General features: G+C 69.7%; 17 protein-coding genes. 10 read left to right on the plus strand and 7 right to left on the minus strand.

All coding sequences use genetic code 11. The features are described 5' to 3' along the window. Positions 1-4 precede the first annotated feature (4 nt). Complete coding sequence (gene aroQ / locus Q1B08_RS00990) at positions 5-445, plus strand: type II 3-dehydroquinate dehydratase (RefSeq protein WP_299813299.1); 441 nt, start codon at positions 5-7, stop codon at positions 443-445. Here the strand turns inward: aroQ and Q1B08_RS00995 are convergent. Then, positions 388-1,587, minus strand: coding sequence for an ROK family protein (locus tag Q1B08_RS00995; protein ID WP_299813302.1), 1,200 nt, complete (start codon positions 1,585-1,587; stop codon positions 388-390). The genes aroQ and Q1B08_RS00995 overlap by 58 nt on opposite strands. A gap of 155 nt (positions 1,588-1,742) precedes the next feature. Between Q1B08_RS00995 and Q1B08_RS01000 the strand changes: the two genes are divergently transcribed. The 4 genes from Q1B08_RS01000 (at position 1,743) to Q1B08_RS01015 (ending at position 5,405) form a co-directional block, all read left to right on the plus strand. Continuing rightward, positions 1,743-2,762, plus strand: a complete 1,020-nt coding sequence (locus Q1B08_RS01000; protein ID WP_299813305.1) for a sugar ABC transporter substrate-binding protein — start codon at positions 1,743-1,745, stop codon at positions 2,760-2,762. Between the two features lie 102 nt (positions 2,763-2,864). Next, positions 2,865-3,932 (plus strand): ABC transporter permease, encoded by a 1,068-nt coding sequence (locus Q1B08_RS01005; RefSeq protein WP_299813308.1) that lies wholly within the window; start codon positions 2,865-2,867, stop codon positions 3,930-3,932. A gap of 85 nt (positions 3,933-4,017) precedes the next feature. Then, complete coding sequence (locus tag Q1B08_RS01010) at positions 4,018-4,797, plus strand: ATP-binding cassette domain-containing protein (RefSeq protein WP_299813310.1); 780 nt, start codon at positions 4,018-4,020, stop codon at positions 4,795-4,797. Continuing rightward, positions 4,794-5,405 carry a phosphoribulokinase gene (locus Q1B08_RS01015; RefSeq protein WP_299813313.1) on the plus strand — a complete coding sequence of 204 codons (612 nt, stop codon included), beginning with the start codon at positions 4,794-4,796 and terminating at the stop codon, positions 5,403-5,405. Before Q1B08_RS01010 ends, Q1B08_RS01015 begins: the two co-directional genes overlap by 4 nt. Before the next feature lie 22 nt (positions 5,406-5,427). Here Q1B08_RS01015 and Q1B08_RS01020 read toward each other — a convergent pair whose 3' ends face one another. Next, positions 5,428-6,240: a response regulator gene (locus tag Q1B08_RS01020; protein WP_299813316.1), complete on the minus strand. Its 813-nt coding sequence runs from the start codon at positions 6,238-6,240 to the stop codon at positions 5,428-5,430. 106 nt (positions 6,241-6,346) lie between these two features. Between Q1B08_RS01020 and Q1B08_RS01025 the strand changes: the two genes are divergently transcribed. From Q1B08_RS01025 to mnmH, 4 genes are all read left to right on the plus strand, one after another. Then, positions 6,347-6,511, plus strand: coding sequence for a NepR family anti-sigma factor (locus Q1B08_RS01025; protein WP_299813319.1), 165 nt, complete (start codon positions 6,347-6,349; stop codon positions 6,509-6,511). Further along, a complete protein-coding gene (locus Q1B08_RS01030; protein ID WP_299813322.1) occupies positions 6,508-7,077 on the plus strand; it encodes an RNA polymerase sigma factor in 570 nt (189 codons plus the stop codon). The genes Q1B08_RS01025 and Q1B08_RS01030 overlap by 4 nt, the downstream gene beginning before the upstream one ends. A gap of 59 nt (positions 7,078-7,136) precedes the next feature. Further along, a complete protein-coding gene (locus tag Q1B08_RS01035) occupies positions 7,137-8,834 on the plus strand; it encodes a sensor histidine kinase (protein ID WP_299813325.1) in 1,698 nt (565 codons plus the stop codon). A gap of 134 nt (positions 8,835-8,968) precedes the next feature. Next, positions 8,969-10,021, plus strand: a complete 1,053-nt coding sequence (gene mnmH, locus Q1B08_RS01040) for a tRNA 2-selenouridine(34) synthase MnmH (RefSeq protein ID WP_299813328.1) — start codon at positions 8,969-8,971, stop codon at positions 10,019-10,021. A 37-nt stretch (positions 10,022-10,058) separates the two neighbouring features. Here mnmH and selD read toward each other — a convergent pair whose 3' ends face one another. The 4 genes from selD to Q1B08_RS01060 all read right to left on the minus strand — a co-directional run bounded on the left by selD (position 10,059) and on the right by Q1B08_RS01060 (position 15,600). Then, on the minus strand, positions 10,059-12,227 hold the full coding sequence (gene selD / locus Q1B08_RS01045; protein WP_299813331.1) for a selenide, water dikinase SelD: 2,169 nt from the start codon (positions 12,225-12,227) through the stop codon (positions 10,059-10,061). 67 nt (positions 12,228-12,294) lie between these two features. After that, entirely contained in the window at positions 12,295-13,089 is a 795-nt protein-coding gene (locus Q1B08_RS01050) for an ATP-binding cassette domain-containing protein (RefSeq protein WP_299813334.1), read from the minus strand. Positions 13,090-13,100: 11 nt separating this feature from the next. Further along, positions 13,101-14,321: a sugar ABC transporter permease gene (locus Q1B08_RS01055; RefSeq protein ID WP_299814854.1), complete on the minus strand. Its 1,221-nt coding sequence runs from the start codon at positions 14,319-14,321 to the stop codon at positions 13,101-13,103. 238 nt (positions 14,322-14,559) lie between these two features. Continuing rightward, positions 14,560-15,600: a substrate-binding domain-containing protein gene (locus Q1B08_RS01060; protein WP_299814856.1), complete on the minus strand. Its 1,041-nt coding sequence runs from the start codon at positions 15,598-15,600 to the stop codon at positions 14,560-14,562. A 163-nt stretch (positions 15,601-15,763) separates the two neighbouring features. Between Q1B08_RS01060 and Q1B08_RS01065 the strand changes: the two genes are divergently transcribed. After that, positions 15,764-17,278: a CRTAC1 family protein gene (locus Q1B08_RS01065; RefSeq protein WP_299813337.1), complete on the plus strand. Its 1,515-nt coding sequence runs from the start codon at positions 15,764-15,766 to the stop codon at positions 17,276-17,278. Positions 17,279-17,284: 6 nt separating this feature from the next. On the opposite strand, the gene xylB is transcribed toward Q1B08_RS01065, so the two are convergent. Next, positions 17,285-18,739, minus strand: coding sequence for a xylulokinase (xylB, locus tag Q1B08_RS01070; RefSeq protein ID WP_299813340.1), 1,455 nt, complete (start codon positions 18,737-18,739; stop codon positions 17,285-17,287). Positions 18,740-18,756 lie beyond the last annotated feature (17 nt).

Raw genomic sequence — 18,756 nt, forward strand, 5'->3', positions numbered from 1 at the left:
GCGCATGGCCGGGATCACCATTCTCAACGGTCCGAACCTGAACCTGCTCGGGCAGCGGCAGCCGGAGATCTACGGGCAAGAGACGCTGGCCGATGTCGAGGCGTCCTGCCGGGCGCTCGACCTGGCCGCGATCACGTTCCGGCAATCGAACCACGAGGGGCAACTCGTCGACTGGATACAGGAGGCGCGCGGGGCGGCGGACGGCGTCGTCATCAATCCGGGCGCCTACAGCCACACCTCCGTCGCCATCCTCGACGCGCTCAACGCCTATGACGGCCCGGTGGTGGAGGTGCATATCTCCAACATCCACCGCCGGGAGCCGTTCCGCCACCATTCCTACGTTTCCGCGCGGGCGGATGCGGTGATCGCGGGGCTCGGGACGGAGGGCTACCGCGCCGCGCTGCGCTGGATCGCGGGACGGCTGGAAGCCTCGGGCGTAAGGTAGTCGCGGACGATGGGCTGGTAGGCCGAGCCGAGCGCGCCGGCCATTCGGCCGAGGCTGCCCTCCACGATCTCGGGCGGGGTCAGGCCGCGCGTCTCCATGCCCCGCATCCGACGGGCGACCCGCTCGACGAGGCGGGTGCGGATCGCGGGCGGCAGGCTCCCGTCGAGCACGACCGCCGGCACGGCGAGCACGGCGGTGACGGCGATCGCGGCAGAAGCGAGGTGCCGGGCGGTCCGGTCGAGCCAGTCGTCGAGGATGCCGCCGAAGCCGTCCCATTCCGCCGTCGCGAGGTCGTCGCCGCGTCCGATCCGGCCGGCCTCGACCAGCTGGCGCTCCAGCAGGTAGAGCGAGGCGTGGTCGATGAGCTGATGCCCGCGCCGCCCTTCCCGCTCCACCGGCAATGAGCCGAAGGCGCCGGCATTGCCGTTCGCCCCTTCGAACAGGCGGCCGTCGAGGACGACGCCGCCGCCGACGAAAGCGCCGACGAAGAAATAGGCGAAGTTGCTCAGGTCACGGCCCCGGCCGAAGACCTGCTCGCCGCAGCAGGCGAGCGTGCCATCGTTGCCCACCGTGACGGCGAGGCCGGTGATCGCGGCCATCCGCGCGGCGAGGTCGGTATCGCGCCAGACCTCCATTTCCGCCTTCGGCGCCCCGAGCTGTTCGAGCCAGGTCCACAGCTCGAATGGCGCCGCGATGCCGAGCCCAGCGATGCGCGCGCCGTCCGCGAGCCGGCCGGTCAGGCGTGGGGCGGCGTCCCGGACAAGGGCTTCCACGCGCTGCGGCGTGGGCCAGGCATAGCTCAGGGCTTCGGCGCCGCGGACGCCGCCGGTGAAGTCCATCAGCACGAGATCCGCCCGCCGCCGCCCGATCCGGAGGCCGAGCGAGAACAGGCCGTCCGGCGCGAGCGCGAGCGGGATCGACGGCTTGCCCACACGGCCGCGGACCGGCGCGCCACGCAGAAGGAACCCGTCCGTTTCCAGCGCCCGGCTGAGGACGCTGCCCGCCTGCGCCGACAGGCCCAGAGCGCGCGCGACCTCGCCCGCGGCGATCGGCCCCTGCCGCTGCACGACGGACAGGAATGCCCGCTCGGTCGCACTGCGCGGGCCGGTCGGAATATCGGGCCTGTCGGGATCGTCCGGCATCTGTCCTCTCCGATGCGACGCGCACCGCGCACCGCGCAGGATGCCGGAGCGGCGGGATTAATCAAGCAAGTTTATTTATTGACGGACGGTTTCCCGTCGGGCAATCCTTTCGCCAATCCGTGCCGGGAAGGCGCGGGACAGACGGGAGGAAGATCATGAAGAAACTGTTCGCCGGAACGGCGCTCGCCGCCCTTGCCGCCACGGGCGCGGCCTTCGCGCAATCGGCCGAGGGCGCGACTGCCTGCCTGATCACCAAGACGGACATCAATCCGTTCTTCGTGAAGATGCGGGAGGGTGCGACGCAGGCGGCCGACAGGCTCGGCATGAACCTGCAATCCTATGCGGGCGAGGTCGATGGCGACCACGAGGCGCAGGTGGACGCGGTCGAAACCTGCATCGCCGCCGGCGCCAAGGGTATCCTGATCACCGCCTCGGACACCGCCGCCATCGTCGAGCCGCTGCAGCGCGCGCGCGACCAGGGCATCCTCGTCATCGCGCTCGACACGCCGCTCGAGCCGATCGACGCCGCCGACGCGACCTTCGCCACCGACAATTTCGAGGCCGGCCGCCTGATCGGCGCCTGGGCTGCGGCGGCGGTCGAGGATCCGGAGAACGCGAAGATCGCCATGCTCGACCTGAACGAGAGCCAGCCGACCGTGGGCGTCCTGCGCGACCAGGGCTTCCTCGAGGGCTTCGGCATCGATCTGGGCGATCCGGACCGCTGGGGCGACGAGGACGATCCGCGCATCGTCGGCCACGAGGTGACGCAGGGCAACGAGGAGGGCGGCCGTCGGGCGATGGAGAACCTGCTGCTGCAGGATCCGGAGATCGACGTCGTCTACACGATCAACGAGCCCGCCGCCGCCGGCGCCTACGAGGCGATCCGTGCGCTCGGCCGGGAGGACGACGTGCTGATCGTCTCGGTCGACGGCGGCTGCCCGGGGGTCCAGAACGTGGCCGACGGCGTGATCGGCGCGACGTCGCAGCAATACCCGCTCGACATGGCGTCCCTCGGGATCGAGGCGATCGCGACGTATATCGAGGATGGCACCGTGCCGGAGCCGTCCGAGGGGCTCGATTTCACCGATACGGGGGTGAACCTCGTCACCGATGCCCCGGTCGAGGGCGTCGAGTCGATCTCCGTCGCCGAGGGGCAGGACCGCTGCTGGGGCTGACGGCCCGGCCCTGACGGGCGGCCGGACACCGGTCGCCCCCTTATTCACCGGGATCCGGCGGGTGCCACACGCGCCCCCGGACGCCATTCGAGGGGGACCCATATGGCCGATACCGCCGAAGCCCGCGCCGAGGAAAGCATCGCCGAGATCGAGCATGGCCGGCACGGCCCGCTCGCGCAGTTGCAGCACCTGCTGCACAACGTGCCGACGCTGGTGCCCATCATCATCCTGACGCTGTCGGTCATCGCCTTCGCGATCGCGACCGACGGGCGGCTGCTGAGCGGCCTCGCCATCAAGATCACGCTGGAGCAGACGGCGATCGTCGCCATCCTCGCCTGCGCGCAGACGCTCATCATCCTGACCGCCGGGATCGACCTGTCGGTCGGCGCGGTGATGGTGCTGGGCTATGTCTGCATGGGCCATCTGGGCGTCACCTACGGCGTGCCCGCCCCCCTCGCCGTGCTGGCGGGAATGCTGCTCACGATGACGCTCGGGGCGGTGAACGGACTTCTGGTGACGCGCGTGCGCCTTCCGCCCTTCATCGTGACGCTGGGCATGTGGCAGATCGTGCTGGCGACAGTCTACCTTTATACCGGGTCGCAGTCGATCCGCAGTCAGGACATCGACGCGGACGCACCGCTCCTCAAGGTCTTCGGGGCGCGGGTGGAGGTCGGCGACTGGCCCATCCGGATCATGGGCGCGCCGACGATCTGGGCGGTGATCCTCGTCGTCGCGCTCTTCGCGACCTTCTGGTACGTGTTGAACCGCACCGCTTGGGGCCGGCACGTCTATGCGGTGGGCGACGACCGGGAAGCGGCGGAGCTGGCCGGCGTGCGCGCCGACCAGGTCCTGTTGTCGGTCTACGTCGTCGCCGGCGCGATCGTCGGACTGGCGGCCTGGGCCGCGATCGGCCGGGTCGGGTCGATCTCGCCGTCGAGCTTCGCGGAGGCCAACCTCGATTCCATCGCGGCGGTGGTGATCGGCGGCACCTCGCTCTTCGGCGGACGCGGCACGATCCTCGGCACGCTGTTCGGCGCGCTCACGGTCGGGGTTTTCGCGACCGGGCTGAAGCTCGCGGGGGCGAACCCGCAATGGGTGCTTTTCGCGTCGGGCTGCCTCATCATCCTCGCCGTCGCGCTCGACCAGTGGATCCGGAGGATCTCGGTGTGACCCATCCGACGAATCGCAAGTCGTGTTCGAACTCGACCGGGGCGGCGAAGCAGTCCGCAGATCAGTGGAACCGGAGGATCCCGGCATGACCGAACCCATCCTGCAAGCGCGCGGGCTCATCAAGCGCTACGGCCGCGTCACCGCGCTCGACCGCTGCGACTTCGACCTGATGCCGGGCGAGATCCTCGCGGTGATCGGCGACAACGGCGCGGGTAAATCCTCGCTCATCAAGGCGCTTTCCGGCGCGGTCGTGCCCGATGCGGGCGAGATTCGGCTCGAGGGGCGTCAAGTGCGCTTCACCAACCCGACGCAGGGGCGCGAGGCGGGGATCGAGACGGTCTATCAGACGCTCGCCATGTCGCCGGCGCTGTCGATCGCCGACAACATATTCATGGGCCGCGAGATCCGCCGCAAGGGCGTGCTCGGCTCGGTGTTCCGGATGCTGGACCGGACGGCGATGGAGAGTTTCGCGCGCCGCAAGCTTTCCGATCTGGGGCTGATGACGATCCAGAACATCAATCAGCCGGTCGAGACGCTATCCGGCGGGCAACGGCAGGGCGTGGCCGTGGCGCGGGCCGCGGCGTTCGGCTCCAGGGTGATCATCCTCGACGAGCCGACGGCGGCGCTCGGCGTCAAGGAAAGCCGCAAGGTGCTCGACCTGATCCTCGACGTGAAATCGCGCGGCATTCCGATCATCCTGATCAGCCACAACATGCCGCATGTCTTCGAGGTGGCCGACCGCATCCATGTCCACCGCCTCGGGCGGAGACTCACGGTGATCGATCCGAAAGACTATTCGATGTCGGACGCGGTCGCGTTCATGACCGGTGCGAAGGCGCCCGAAGGTGCGGACGTGATCGTGTGATCGCGGATCCCGGGCCCGATCCGGTCCGCCTCATCCTCGACCTTCCGCACGGGCGCCGGCTGGTCGCCCTTGTCGGTCCGCCGGCCGCAGGCAAGTCCACGCGGGCCGAGGCGCTGGCAAACGCGGTCCGCGCGGGTGGCCGAACCGCGCAGGTCGTTCCGATGGACGGCTTCCACATCGACAACGACACGCTCGAAGCGCGGGGGCTTCGGGCGCGAAAAGGCTCGCCCGCGACCTTCGACGTCGCGGGCCTGCTGTCGCTCGTGCGCGCGGTGCGGACGGGCGGGTCCCAGCCCTTCCCCACCTTCGATCGCACGGCCGACGCAGTCGTCCCCCTTGGCGGGCGGCTCGACGCGGAGGTGGCGATCTTCGAGGGGAACTATCTGCTTCTCGACACGGTGCCCTGGCGCGGGCTGCACCCGTTCTGGGATCTCACCCTTTGGCTCGACGTGCCGGACGCGGTGCTGCGCGAGCGGCTGCTTCGTCGCTGGCGCGACCACGGCTTCGACGCGGCCGAGGCCCGGGTCAAGGCGGAGGGCAACGACCTGCCGAACGCACATCTCGCGGTCGCGCGATCGCGCGCGGCCGATATCGTTCTGCGGGATTGACGCCGCCACCCCGCGCGCGGGATCAGGCGCGCAGCGTCTCGGTGGACGCGAAGAACATCGCCTGGCTGACCGCGGACTGGACCTGATCCTCCTTGTAGGGCTTGGAGATCAGGAAGGCCGGCTCCGGCCGGTTTCCGGTGAGCAGACGCTCCGGGAAGGCGGTGATGAAGATGACCGGCATGTCCGGCATCGCGACAAGGATGTCGTTCACCGCGTCGATGCCCGAGGAATTGTCCGCGAGCTGGATGTCGGCGAGGATCAGGTCCGGCCGCTCGCTCGCGCCGAGCTCGACGGCCTCCTGCCGCGTGCGGGCGACGCCGGTGACGGAATGGCCCAGCTCCTCCACGATGGCGCTCAGGTCGGCGGCGATGATCGGCTCGTCCTCGATCACCATGATCCGGCCGCTGGTCGACGCCTCCATGTCGGAGCGCGCGGTGGCGATCAGGTGGCGCACCTCGTCACGGTCCACCTCCATGATCGTGGCGATCTCCTCGATCGAGAATTCCTCCACCGTCGACAGCAGCAACGCCTCGCGCGTGTTGGGCCCGAGCGTCTTCATGATGGCCTGCGCGCGGCCCATCGAGCCGCCCTCGTCTTCGGGAACCGGCGCCCCTGCGGAACCCCAGATGGCATGAAAGCATTTGTACAGCGCCACACGGGTTCTGGGCTCGGCGTCGAAGACGGACCGGTCCTCCAGAATGGTCTCGAGCGTCGCGACGGCGTAATTGTCTCCGCTCGTCTGGGAGCCGGTCAGGGCCCGGGCGTATCGGCGAAGATAAGGGAGTTCGCTGGCGATGCGGTCGGAGAGGTCGGCTGTCCCGTCGGTCGTCGTCATGTAGTCACGCTTTCGCTTACTTTTTCCGGAACAAAACCGAATAGCGGTCGTTCGGTTCCGAGACACGTGCGATTATCTCGCCCACGACTCAGGATAGCAAGACACCATGACCAAGCCGAAACAGGACGAGCGCGATCGTGTCGCCGCCTTGATCGATCAAAATTTAAGGCTCGTCTATTCGGACCTCGTGAAGGAAGACCTACCTGACCGGTTCAAGGACCTTCTCGCGGTCCTCAAGGCACAGGATACGGAGTCAGGCGGCAAATCATGAACAGACCAAAGAAGGGGAGCGATCCTCGCGACGCGATGCTCGATCACCTGCCGGCGCTGCGTGCCTTTGCGCTCAGCCTCACGCGGAACGGTGCGACGGCGGACGACATGGTGCAGGACACCGTGGTCAAGGCCTGGACGAACATGGACAAGTTCCAGCCGGGAACGAACATGCGGGCTTGGCTCTTCACGATCCTGCGCAATACCTACTATTCCAGCCGCCGGAAGCTGAACCGGGAGGTGGCCGACCCCGAGGGGACGATGGTCGCCGGGCTTTCGGTCAAGCCCGACCACGACGGCCACCTGAACCTCACGGATTTCAAGAAGGTCTTCGAGACGTTGCCCGACGAGCAGCGCGAGGCGCTCATTCTCGTGGGCGCGTCCGGCTTCAGCTACGAGGAGGCCGCGGATATGTGCGGCGTCGCGATCGGCACGATCAAGAGCCGCGCCAACCGGGGACGCGCCCGGCTGACCGAACTTCTCGGCCTCGACGGAAACTCGCCCATCGAGATGACGGACAACGCGACAATGGCCGTCGTCGCGGGCGGCGGGAGCGTTCTGCGCTGACACCGAGCGGCAAGATACCCGATCCCTGGTATCAGAGCCTGAAGGTCCGGCTGGTCGCCATGTTGTCGCTGGCGCTCCTGCCGATCGGGGTGATCGCCGTCCTGCAGGCACAGAACGTCGCGTCCAAGGCACGGGTCAATGTCGAACTCGCGCTCCTCGCCCTGACCGAGCAGGCCGCGATGCAGGAACGTCTCGCGATCAATCAGGCGTTCGGAACGGAAGCGGTGCTGGCACTGCTTTTGCCCGACCTCGCCACGGACACGGCGCGCTGCGTCCGGTTCATGCGTTCGATCACCGATGCCAACCAGCGGTTCGAATATGCGGGCTTCGTAACGGCGGAGGGGCGCCTCGAATGCGCCTCCGACGGTCAGGCCCGCAATCTGTCAGCCAGCGAGGAATTCCAGGAGCTGGTGGTGGAGCCGCGCAGGCTCGTCACGGCGACGCCCTTCGCGCAGATGTCGGGAGGCGCGGTCCTGAGCGTCATCACCCCGGTCTTCACCGATAGCGGAACCGGCGAGATCCGCCTCCTCGGCTTTGTGTTGATCTCCATCCCGCATTCGGGCGCCGGGGACGAGCAGCTGATCGGAACGGAGACGGCGCTCAACGACGCGCTTCTCGACCTGGTGACGTTCAATGCTCGTGGCATGATCCTCAGTTCGAGCAATTCGCCCGAAGCCGTCGAGAACATGCTGCCCGCCGGAACGAGGCTGGCCGACATGACCCGGAACGAGTCCCGCGCCACGAGCGAGAGCGACCGCGACGGCGACGCGCGGATCTATACCGTCGCGCCGATCGAGCGGAACCGGCTCTACGTGATGGGGATATGGGACGGGCAGGCCAGCCTCGCGCGGCAAACGGACGGGACCGCGTTGAGCACCCTGTTCCCGGCCCTCATGTGGGTGGTCAGCCTCGGGGTCGCGCTCTTCGCCGTCCATACCCTCGTCCTGCGTCACCTGACACGGCTCGGGCGCCAGATGGCGCTTTTCGCGGCGGCCCGGCGGCTTCCGGCCGAAACGCCGAGCGAGACGCCGCCGACCGAGATCCAGCGCATCCAGCGGGCCTTTCTGGAGATGACGGACGCGCTGATCCGCGACGAGGCGTCGCTGGAGAACGCCGTCCGCGAGAAGTCGGTGCTGGTCAAGGAAATCCACCACCGGGTGAAGAACAACCTGCAGCTGATCTCCTCCATCATCAGCCTGCAGATCCGTACCGTGGAGGGGAGCGAGGCGAAGCACGCTCTGCGCCAGACGCAGGACCGCGTGCTCAGCATGGCGACGATCCACCGCGACCTCTACCAGACCTCGGAGACCGGCCTCGTCGATGTCACGCATCTCGTCCACGAGGTGGTCACCAAGTCGATCGAAACCGCGCCGGACGGCGAAAGCATCGAGCTCGACCTTCAGACCGACGACATCCGGCTCTTTCCCGACCAGGCGGTTCCGATGTCGCTTCTGGCATCCGAGGCTGTCATCAACGCGATCAAGCATATGCCGCCGCTCGGCACGCCCGGCATACGTCGCCGGATCGAGGTCGAGCTGCGCGAGGACGCGGAGCGAAATTGCCTGTTCCGCCTTTCCAACACCACGCTCGAGGATGACGGCCCCCGGCCGCAGAGCAAGGGGATGGGCCGCAAGCTCATGCGCGCCTTCGCCACGCAGCTCGGCGCCAAGATCGACGCGCAGGAGCACGACGGGGTCTACCGCTTGACGGTGGAGTTCAAGGCCTCCGAGTTCTCGCCCGCGCCCGGAACGTTCTGAAGCCACGATGCACGGAGAACCGCACCGTCGGCGGGTGTGCCGCCGCGCCTTGCCCTGTCGTCCGGTGACGCACGCGACAGAGGAACATCCGGCCCCCCTCGCCTCCGCGGCCCGGTCCGGCTAGAAGGCCGCCGATGTCCTGGACCCTGACTCAGCTGATGCCCGACGGCCCGCCCTTCGACGAGGTGATCGACGTGCGCGCGCCGCAGGAATTCGCCGAGGATCACATGCCGGGCGCGGTCAACCTGCCGGTCCTCTCTGACGCGGAGCGCGCGCGGATCGGCACGATCTATGTGCAGCAGGACCGCTTCCTCGCCCGCAAGATCGGCGCGGCGCTGGTGGCGCGGAACGCGGCGGCGCATCTGGAGGGACCGCTCGCAGACCGGGGCGGTGGCTGGCGTCCGCTCCTTTATTGCTGGCGCGGGGGGCAGCGGTCGAATTCCTTCGCCTCGATCCTCGCGCAGATCGGCTGGCGGGTGGAGGTGCTCGACGGCGGCTACCGCAGCTATCGCCGGCTGGTCTCGCAGAGGCTCTACGAGACGCCGCTCGGCCTGCGTCTCGTTGTCGTCGACGGCGGCACGGGGTCGGGCAAGACCGAGCTTCTTCACCGGATCGCGGCGGAAGGCGGTCAGGTCGTCGACCTCGAGGGGCTCGCGCGGCATCGCGGATCCAATTTCGGGGCGATGCCGGGCGGGCAGCCGGCGCAGAAGATGTTCGAGTCGCGTCTGGTGCGGGAACTCGACTGGCTCGACCCGACGCGGCCCGTCTTCGTGGAGGCGGAAAGCAACGCCATCGGCCACGTGCGCCTGCCACCTTCGCTCTGGACGGCGATGGGGCGTGCGGAGACGATCCGGCTGGACGCGAGCCCGGAGGCCCGCGGCCGGTTTCTGACGACGACCTATCCCGACCTTACCGCCGACGCGGATCTCCTCGCGCGGCGCATCGAGACGTTGCGTCCCTACCACTCGCGCGAACAGATCGCCGCCTGGCACGCGATGGCGCGGGAGGGCCGCCACGCGGAGATGGCGCGGGACCTGATCGAGCGGCATTACGACCGACGCTACCGCGACAATTCGAGCCACAGGACGGATATCGGACGTATCGACCTCGGGGCGCTGTCCGAGGCGGACCTGCGACGCGCGGCGGCGCGGGCGCTCGAGATCGCGGAGCTCGCACCGGTCGCGTGACCCTCGCGGGCCGTCCGGCCGCCCGCCCGCGACCGGCTCAGACGCAGCGCAGAACGAGGTCGTCCGTGACCGTGCCGATCCGCTCGGCCCTGTGCCCGGCCGTCCGCAACCGTTCGAGCAACCCCGCTGCGGCCTCCGGAGCGACCGCGGCGAGCAGGCCGCCCGCCGTCTGCGGGTCGTGCAGGAGCGCGCCGCGCGGTCCTGATGCTCCGGCAACGGGCGCGGCCGCGACGTTCGACGGATGGAGGGTCGAGCGCACGCCCGCGTCCGCCAGTTCGAGCGCGCCGGCATGGACGGGCACCGTTTCGAGCGCGATCTCCGCCCCGACGCCGCTCGCCCGACAGATCGCGGTGAGGTGCCCGGCGAGCCCGAACCCGGTCACGTCGGTCATTGCCCGCGCCCCGGCCAGGATCGCCGCGGCATCGCCCTGCGGAACCGACATTGCCGCCAGAACCGCCATGACGTCGCGCCCCCGCGCGCGGCGCGCCATTTCGCCCGCCAACAGCGTTCCCGTGCCGATGGCGCGCGTGAGGAGGAGCGCGTCGCCCGGCCGCGCGCCGTCGTGGCCGATCGGCGTGCCCCCGTGCAGGCCGGTGATCGCGAAACCCACGGTCAGCTCCGCCCCCATCGTGGTATGCCCCCCGACGAGTTCGGCCCCCGCATCGCGCAGCACCTCGCCCGCAGCCGACAGCATCTCCGCCAGCGTCCGGCGTTGCAGCGTCTCCGACATTCGCGGCAGGACGAGGCTCGCCAACGCCGCCTGCGGCGCCGCGCCCATCGCCCAGACGTCGCCCAGGGCGTGGATCGCGGCGATGCGCGCCATCAGGGCGTGATCCTCGGTGAACGCGCGCAGATGGTCGGTCGTGAAGACCTGCCGCCCTGCCCCCGCCCGCAGCACCGCCGCGTCGTCGCCCGGTCGCGACAGCACGTCGTCGCGCAGGGGTGGTGGCATCGCGGCGAGCGTCGCGGCGAGCGCCCCGGCCCCGACCTTCGATCCGCAGCCGCCGCAGAGCGGCGCGTCGCCAGCCACGTCGCGCACGCCGTCGGCCACCACGGGCGGCAGCGCGGTCCGCGCCATCGCGGGCAGATCGCGGAGCTTCGCCATGAAGCGCCGGTCGATCCGGTCCTTCCAGCGCCAAAGCCAGGGGGCGGCGAGCGCGAGAGCGGCCTTTTCCGCGACGGCCCGTTTCCCGCCAAGCGAGACGAGCTTCAGATAGGTCCGCTGCGGTCGGTAGGCGCGCGCGGGGCCGCCCGTCAGCGCGGCCCGCAGGTTGCGATGGAGAACCGGGGCGGCGCGAACGGCGTAGACCCCGGCCTTGGGGCGCGGCGCATGGGTCAGGTGCGTGCAATCGCCGACCGCGAATAGATCGTCATGCCCTTCGACCGCGAGGGTCGGACCGACGCGGACGAAGCCCTCGTGCACCGGAAGGCCGGATTGCGCGAGCCAGGGATGCGGCCGCGCGCCCGTCGCGCCGGTCACGAAGACGGCGGGGATCGTTTCGCCCCCGGCGAGCGCGACACGATCCGCATGGATCGCGGCGACTTCCACCCCGGTCCTGAGCGTGACGCCGAGCCTCGTCATCGCATCCCGGAGAAGGCGCCGCGCCCGCGCGCCGCAGCCGGTCAGGTCCGGCGCGGCTTCCAGCACCGTGACCCGGGCCGGGATGTCCGCCGTCCGCAGCGCGTGGGCCATCGCCATGGCGAGCTCGACCCCGGCCACTCCGCCGCCGATCACCGCGACGTCGGCGGCCGCGCCCTCGCGCGCCGCGGCGAGATGCGCCCGCCAGCCCCGCGCGAACAGGTCGAGCGGCTTGGCCGGCGTGCCGTGTTCGGCGAAGCCCGGAAGGTCCGGCATGTCGGAATGGATGCCCACGTCGAGCGAGGCCACGTCGTATTCGATCCGCCCGCGCCCGGCGACGATGACGCCGCGCGCCCCCGCGTCGATCCCCGTCACCGCCCCGTCGATCAACCGCGCCCCGGCGAAGCGCGCGAGCCGCACGAGGTCGATGTCGAGCGCGTCGCGGTCGTAATGGCCGGCGACATGGCCGGGCAGCATGCCGGTATAGGGCGCGTCCGCCCCCGGATTGATCACCGTCACGCGCACCCCCGGCAAAGGGTCCATCCCCCAACGGCGCAGCACCAGCGCGTGGGCATGACCGCCGCCGACGAGCAGAAGGTCGCGGGTCAGGGGGATGTCGGCATGCATGTCTGGCCCTCGCGAACGGCGCGGGGCCGGTCCTGACGCCGCGGGCGGGCGGCGTCAATGCGGCGCATCAGGCGGGGACGGCCTCGCGCTTCGGGTTCCTGCCCATGATGATCATCGACAGGATGTCGTCCTCCGTCACGTCCTCGACGCGTTCGGTGCCGATCATCTGACCGTTCTTCATCACCGAGACCCGGTCGCAGAGCTCCATCATCTCGCGCGTGTCGTGGCTGATGAGGAAGATGCCGAGCCCCTGCGCCTTCAGTTCCTGGATCAGGTCGGCGACCATCTTCGTCTCGTGCACGCCGAGCGCGGCGGTCGGCTCGTCCATGATGAGGATCTTCGCGTTGAAGTAGACCGCGCGGGCGATGGCGACCGATTGCCGCTGCCCGCCGGACAGCGCGCTGACCGGCTCGCTGAACTTGCGGAAGTTCGGGTTGAGCCTGGCGAGGATCTTGCGCGTCTCCGCCTCCATCCTGGCGTCGTCGACGAAGCCCAGCGGCGTCGTGAGCTCGCGGCCGAGGAAGAGGTTGGAGGCGGCGTCGAGATTGTCGGCGAGCGCGAGCGTCTGGTAGATCGTCTCGATGTTGTAACGGCGGGCATCGGCGGGGCTGTCGATCTCCGCGCGTTCGCCATTGATCAGGATTTCCCCCGAATCCTTGCGGTAGGCGCCCGAGAGGATCTTGATCAGCGTCGACTTGCCCGCGCCGTTATGACCGAGGAGGCCGACCACCTCGCCCGGATAAAGGTCGAGCGACACGCGATCGACGGCCTGCACGCCGCCGAAGGCGATCGAGATGTCGCGAAGCTCCACCAGGGGCGTGCCGCCCGCTTGGCGCGATGTCTGCGATTGCGTCCGGGTCATCCGTCCGTCCCTCATTTCGATCTGCGGCGGTAAAGGATGTCGAGCCAGACGGCCAGAACGAGCACACCGCCCACGACGACCCGTTGCATGGCGGCGTCGAAGCCCACGAGGACCATGCCCGTCTGCAACGACTGCATCACCAGCGCGCCGAGGATCGCGCCGTAGATCGTGCCGACCCCGCCGGCGAGCGACGTGCCGCCGATCACGGCCGCGGCGATCACGAAGAGTTCGTCGAGTTCGCCCAGGGCGTTCGTCGCGGAGTTGAGGCGGGCCGAGGCGACCACGGCCGAAAGCCCGGCGAGAAAGCCCATGATCGCGAAGATCTTGACGGTCATCATCCGGGAATCGATGCCCGCGAGCTCCGCCGCCTCGGGGTTGCCGCCGATCGCGTAGACGTAGCGGCCGAACCGCGTCATCCGCATCACGACCGACATGACGATGGCGACGGCGAGGAGGATCAGGACCGGGATGGCGAAGCCGTGCGAGATCTCGAGCCCGCCTTCGGGGATCGTGATCCCCTCGGCTTCGGCGTAGCGGTTCACGATGCCGCGGGGCCAGTGATAGGCGTTCACCAGAAGCACCGCGCCGATCACGAGCGCGCAGCCCAGCGCGGCCAGCACCGCCTCCGCCCAGACGGGGCGGAGCGGGAAATGGAAGCGCACGCGCTGGCGGCGGCCGAACGCGATCAGGGCCAGCACCGCGAGGCAGCCGAGGATGCCGACGATCCAGGACCCCGCGGCCCCGATCGAGCCATAGGGTCCGCCGCCGAGGAGTGAGAAGGTCGGATCGACGGGCGAGATCGTCTCGCCGCGGGCGACGAGGAAGGCCGCGCCGCGCCAGACGAGGAGGCCGCCCAGCGTTACGATAAAGGCGGGGATGCCGCCATAGGCGATAAGCGCTCCGTGGAAGGCGCCGATAGCCGTGCCGACGAGGAGGCCGCAGATGATGGCGACGATCCAGATCAGCGGATGACCGAGGCCCAGATATTGCGGCAGGATGTTCACCTGCACCACGCCCATGACGATGGCGCAGAAGCCGAGGATGGAGCCGACGGAAAGGTCGATGTTGCGGGTGATGATGACGAGCACCATGCCGCAGGCCATGATCCCGATCGACGAGGTCTGGACGGTGAGGTTCCAGAGGTTGCGTGGCGTCAGGAACGCGCCGAACCCGTTGGCGAGTTCCCCGTAGACGTGGAACCCGACCCAGATGAGTGCGAGCGCGCCGACCATGCCGAGAAGGCGCGTGTCGAGTTCGGTGGCGCCGATGAAGCGGGCGAAGAGGTTTCCGCGGCGCGGCCCTTGCCCGCCATGCGCCGCGACGTTGTCGCGCGCGGTGTCGCCGGTGTGATCGGTCATGCCCCGTCCCGTCTTTCATGCCCCCGACCGCCCCGGAGGCCGGTCGCGCCCGCCGGGGCCGATGGATCCCGGCGGGCGAGCCCCGGCGCCGCCGGCGCCGGGGCCCTGCGGATCAGCCCTCGCAGGCGGCGATGCCCGCTTCGGCGCCTTCGCAGGCCTGTTCCCGGCTGATGTGACCGGCCTCGATCACCTCGTCGAGGTTGTCCTGCGTGATCGGCGTCGGCTCGAGGAAGATGGCGCTCATCTCGACGCCCTTCTCACCGCCGGACCATTGCTCGGCGCCTTCGACGTCGGCCATGGCCGTCCCCTCGGCGAGGGCGACGGCGATCTCGGCCGCGCGACGTCCCAGCTCGTTGGAGTTCTTCCAGACGGACACGGTCTGCGTGCCGCGCGCGACGCGGTTCAGCGCGGCGAGGTCGCCGTCCTGGCCGCCGACCGGCAGGCCTTCCATGCCCTGGTCGGACAGCGCCGCGATCACGCCGCCCGCCATGCCGTCGTTCTCTGCCAGCACGGCGTCGATGTCGTTGCCGGTCTGGGTCAGGCACTGCTCCATGTTCTGCTGCGCGTTGTCGGGCTTCCAGCCGTCGGTGAAGTACTCGCAGGCGATGTTGATCGTGCCGGCATCGACGTCGTCGCCGATCACCTCCATCATTCCCTCGAGCAGGAACTGCGCGTTCGGATCGCCCGGATCGCCCTTGATGATGGCGAAGTTGCCCTCCGGCTGCGCCTCGGTCACCGTTTCGGCGATGATGCGGCCGACGCCCTTGTTGTCGAAGGTGATGTAGAAGGCGCGCTCGTCCTCGATCAGGCGGTCGTAGCCCACGACCGGGATGCCGTTGTCGTCGGCGGCCTGGATCGCCGGGCCGATCGCGTCCTTGTCCATCGCGAGGATGATGAGCGCGTCCGCGCCCTGGGTGATCAGCGCCTCGACATCGGTGAGCTGCTTGGCGGCGGAGGCCTGCGCGTCGGCGGAAATGTAGGTCGCGCCAGCCTGCTCCAGCGCTTCCTTGATGGCGGCCTCGTCGGTCTTCCAGCGCTCCTCCTGAAAGTTCGACCAGCTGACGCCGATCGTCGGACCGTCCTGCGCCAGAACGGCGCCGGAGGTGGCGAGGGTGGCGATCGCGGTGGCGCTCGCCAGAACGGTTCTTCTCATCATTCGGGTGTCCTCCCAGACTCTGTCGCGGTATGCTTCGACCGCAGCGGCGTTCTTCGCCTCGGCGCAGACCATGCTCAGGAAAGCCGGATGCGTCAATTTGAAACCCCGTGAACGTTCGTAGCGGAAGATGCCGGATTCTCGACAATCGCGCCGCGGCCCGGTGTCATTCATCGCCGCCATCACGATCCTCCTCGCCGGGCCGGCACGCGCCGCGGAGCCGCGCTTCCTCGACCGCGCGGCCGCGCTGCCCGTCGCGCACGAATATCTCGGCGGCTGGGCGCATTTCGTCGGCGGCGGCGTCGCGCTCTTCGACTGCAACGGGGACGGACGCGCGGACCTTTTCGCCGCCGGGGGCGAGGCGCCCGCGACGCTTCTCGTCAACGTCTCCGAACCGGGCGGGGCGATCCGGTTCGAGCCGGGGAACGTCGCCGCGTATCCCGGCGCGACCGGGGCCTATCCGCTCGATTTCGACAACGACGCGATCATGGACCTCATGGTCCTGCGAAACGGTCCGAACGTGGCGTTGCGCGGAAGCGGGGATTGCACGTTCGCCGACGCGACCGCGGAATGGGGCATACCGGCCGGCGCGGAATGGACGACCGCCTTCGCCGCGACCTGGGAGGGGGACGCCGCGCTCCCGACGCTGGCCATCGGGAACTATGTCGACGCGGACGACCCCGAGGGGCCGTTCGGCACCTGCGACATGAACTGGCTCCTTCGCCCCGAGGGGCCACGATATGGCACGCCCGTGCCGCTCGCGCCGGGCTTCTGTCCGTTGTCGATGCTTGTCTCGGACTGGCGGCGAGACGGGCATCCGATGCTGCGCGTGTCCAATGACCGGCAATACTACGTCCGCGACGGCTACGAGCAGATGTGGTCGCTCGACCCGCTGCGCGAGCTCGGGCCGGACGACGGATGGGCGCCGCTGCGGCTTTGGGGCATGGGCATCGCCAGCCGCGACCTGACCGGGGACGGGCTCCCGGAGGTGTTCCTGACCTCGATGGGCGACCAGATGCTGATGCGGAACGACGGCAAACGGTTCGAGACGATGCCCTACGGAACTGGCACCTTCGCGCAGCGGCCCTTCACCGGCGGCGACGGGCGGCCCTCCACCGGCTGGCACGCGGAGTTCGCGGACATGGACAACGACGCGCGTCCCGACCTCTTCATCGCCAAGGGCAACGTGGACCAGATGCCGGGGCTGGCGATGGCCGACCCGAACAACCTCCTGATGCAGCAGGCGGACGGGACCTTCGTGGAGCGGGCCGACGCCGCGGGGATCGCCACGACGGAGCGGGCCCGCGGCGCGGGGATCGCGGATCTGAACGGGGACGGACGCCTCGACCTCGTGGTGGTGAACCGTCGGGCACCGCTGGAGGTGTGGGAGAACGCGACCGAGGGAGCGGGCAACTGGCTGGCGGTCGATCTGCGGCAGGACGGGCCGAACGCCTTCGCCGTCGGCGCGTTCGTCGAGATCCGGACCGATGCGGGCGTGCAGACGCGCGAGGTCACGGTCGGCGGCGGACACGCGAGCGGCAGCCTCGTGCCGCTCCACTTCGGGCTCGGCACCGCGGAGCGGGCGGAGTTGCGCGTGACCTGGCCCGACGGGTCCGCGTCGCCCTGGAGCGAAGTCGCCGCCGGCGCGATCCACCGGGTGGACCGCGCCGCGGAGTGACCGGGATCAGCCGGTCGTGCCGGAGATCGCCGGGTAGAGCGCGCGGTACCGCTGCCATGCGGCGTTGTAGCGCTCGGCCAGGTCGGCGCGCGGCTCGATCGTCTTGCCGATTTCGGGTGGTGTCATGATCGCGGCCGGATCGGCGCCCGTTTCCGCCGCGATGGCGAGCCGCGCCGCGCCGAGCGCGCCCCCGAACTCGCCCCCGCCCGGAATGTCGAGCGGCAGGCCCAGCACGCTGGCCAGCGTCTCGAGCCAGTAGCGGGACCGCGCGCCGCCGCCCATCGCGATGATCCGGTCGAGCTTCGTCCCCGTCCCCTCCAGCGCGGTGAGGCAATCGCGGAGCGCGAAGGACACGCCCTCGACCACCGCCTGTGTCATGTCGGTCGTGTCGTGACCGACGTCGAGCCCGACGAAGGCGCCGCGCATCCGCGCGTCGTTGTGCGGCGTCCGCTCGCCCGAGAGATAGGGCAGGAACGTCATGTCGGAGGGGCCCGAGATCGTGTCCGGCAGCTTGCCCATCAACTCCCCCGCCGCCCTGCCCACGTTGCGGGACAGCCAGTTCAGACAATCGGTCGCGGCGAGGATCACCCCCATCTGATACCAGCGGTCAGGCACCGCATGGCAGAAGGTGTGCACGGCCGAGGCCGGGTCGGGCGCGTAGCTGTTTTTCGCCGCCAGAAGCACCCCCGACGTGCCGAGCGACAGGAACCCCTGCCCCTCGGCGAAGCACCCCGCTCCGCAGGCCGCGGCCGCGTTGTCGCCTGCCCCGCCGGCGACCACCACGCGCCCCGCGATGCCCCAGCGCTGCCGCAGCGTCCCGCGCAGGTCGCCGCTCGCCGCGCTGCCCTCGCACAGATCGGGCATCTGGTCGCGCCGCATGTGCCCCGCCGCGAGCGCTTCGTCCGACCAGACCCGCGCGCCGGTGTCGAGCCAGGACGTGCCGGCGCTGTCGGACATGTCGCCGACATGGCCTCCGGTCAGCCAGAGGCGGAGATAGTCCTTGGGCAGGAGGACCTTGGCGACGCGCCCGAAGATCTCCGGCTCGTGCGCCTCCACCCAGAGGAGCTTCGGCGCGGTGAAGCCGGGGAACACGATGTTGCCGGTGATGTTGCGGATGCCCGGCGCCGCGTCGAGCGCGGCGGCCTCCGCGGCGGACCGGGTGTCGTTCCACAGGATGCAGGGCCGCAGCACCTTGTCATCCGCGTCGAGCAACGTCGCGCCGTGCATCTGCCCGCTGAGCCCGATGCCGCGCAGGGCGGCGAGGGCATCGGGATGCTCCGCCCGCAGCGCGTCGATCGCGGTCTCGCAGGCGGAGATCCAGTCCGCCGGATTCTGCTCCGACCAACCGGGATGCGGATGCGGGTTGGTGTAGTGCTGCTCCACGCCGCCCAGAACGCGGCCGTCCCCGTCGGTCAGGATCGCCTTCAACCCCGACGTGCCCAAGTCCATTCCGAGATACATTGCCGGTCCCTCAATCG

It is taken from the genome of uncultured Jannaschia sp. (assembly GCF_947494025.1).
GTDB lineage: Bacteria > Pseudomonadota > Alphaproteobacteria > Rhodobacterales > Rhodobacteraceae > Jannaschia.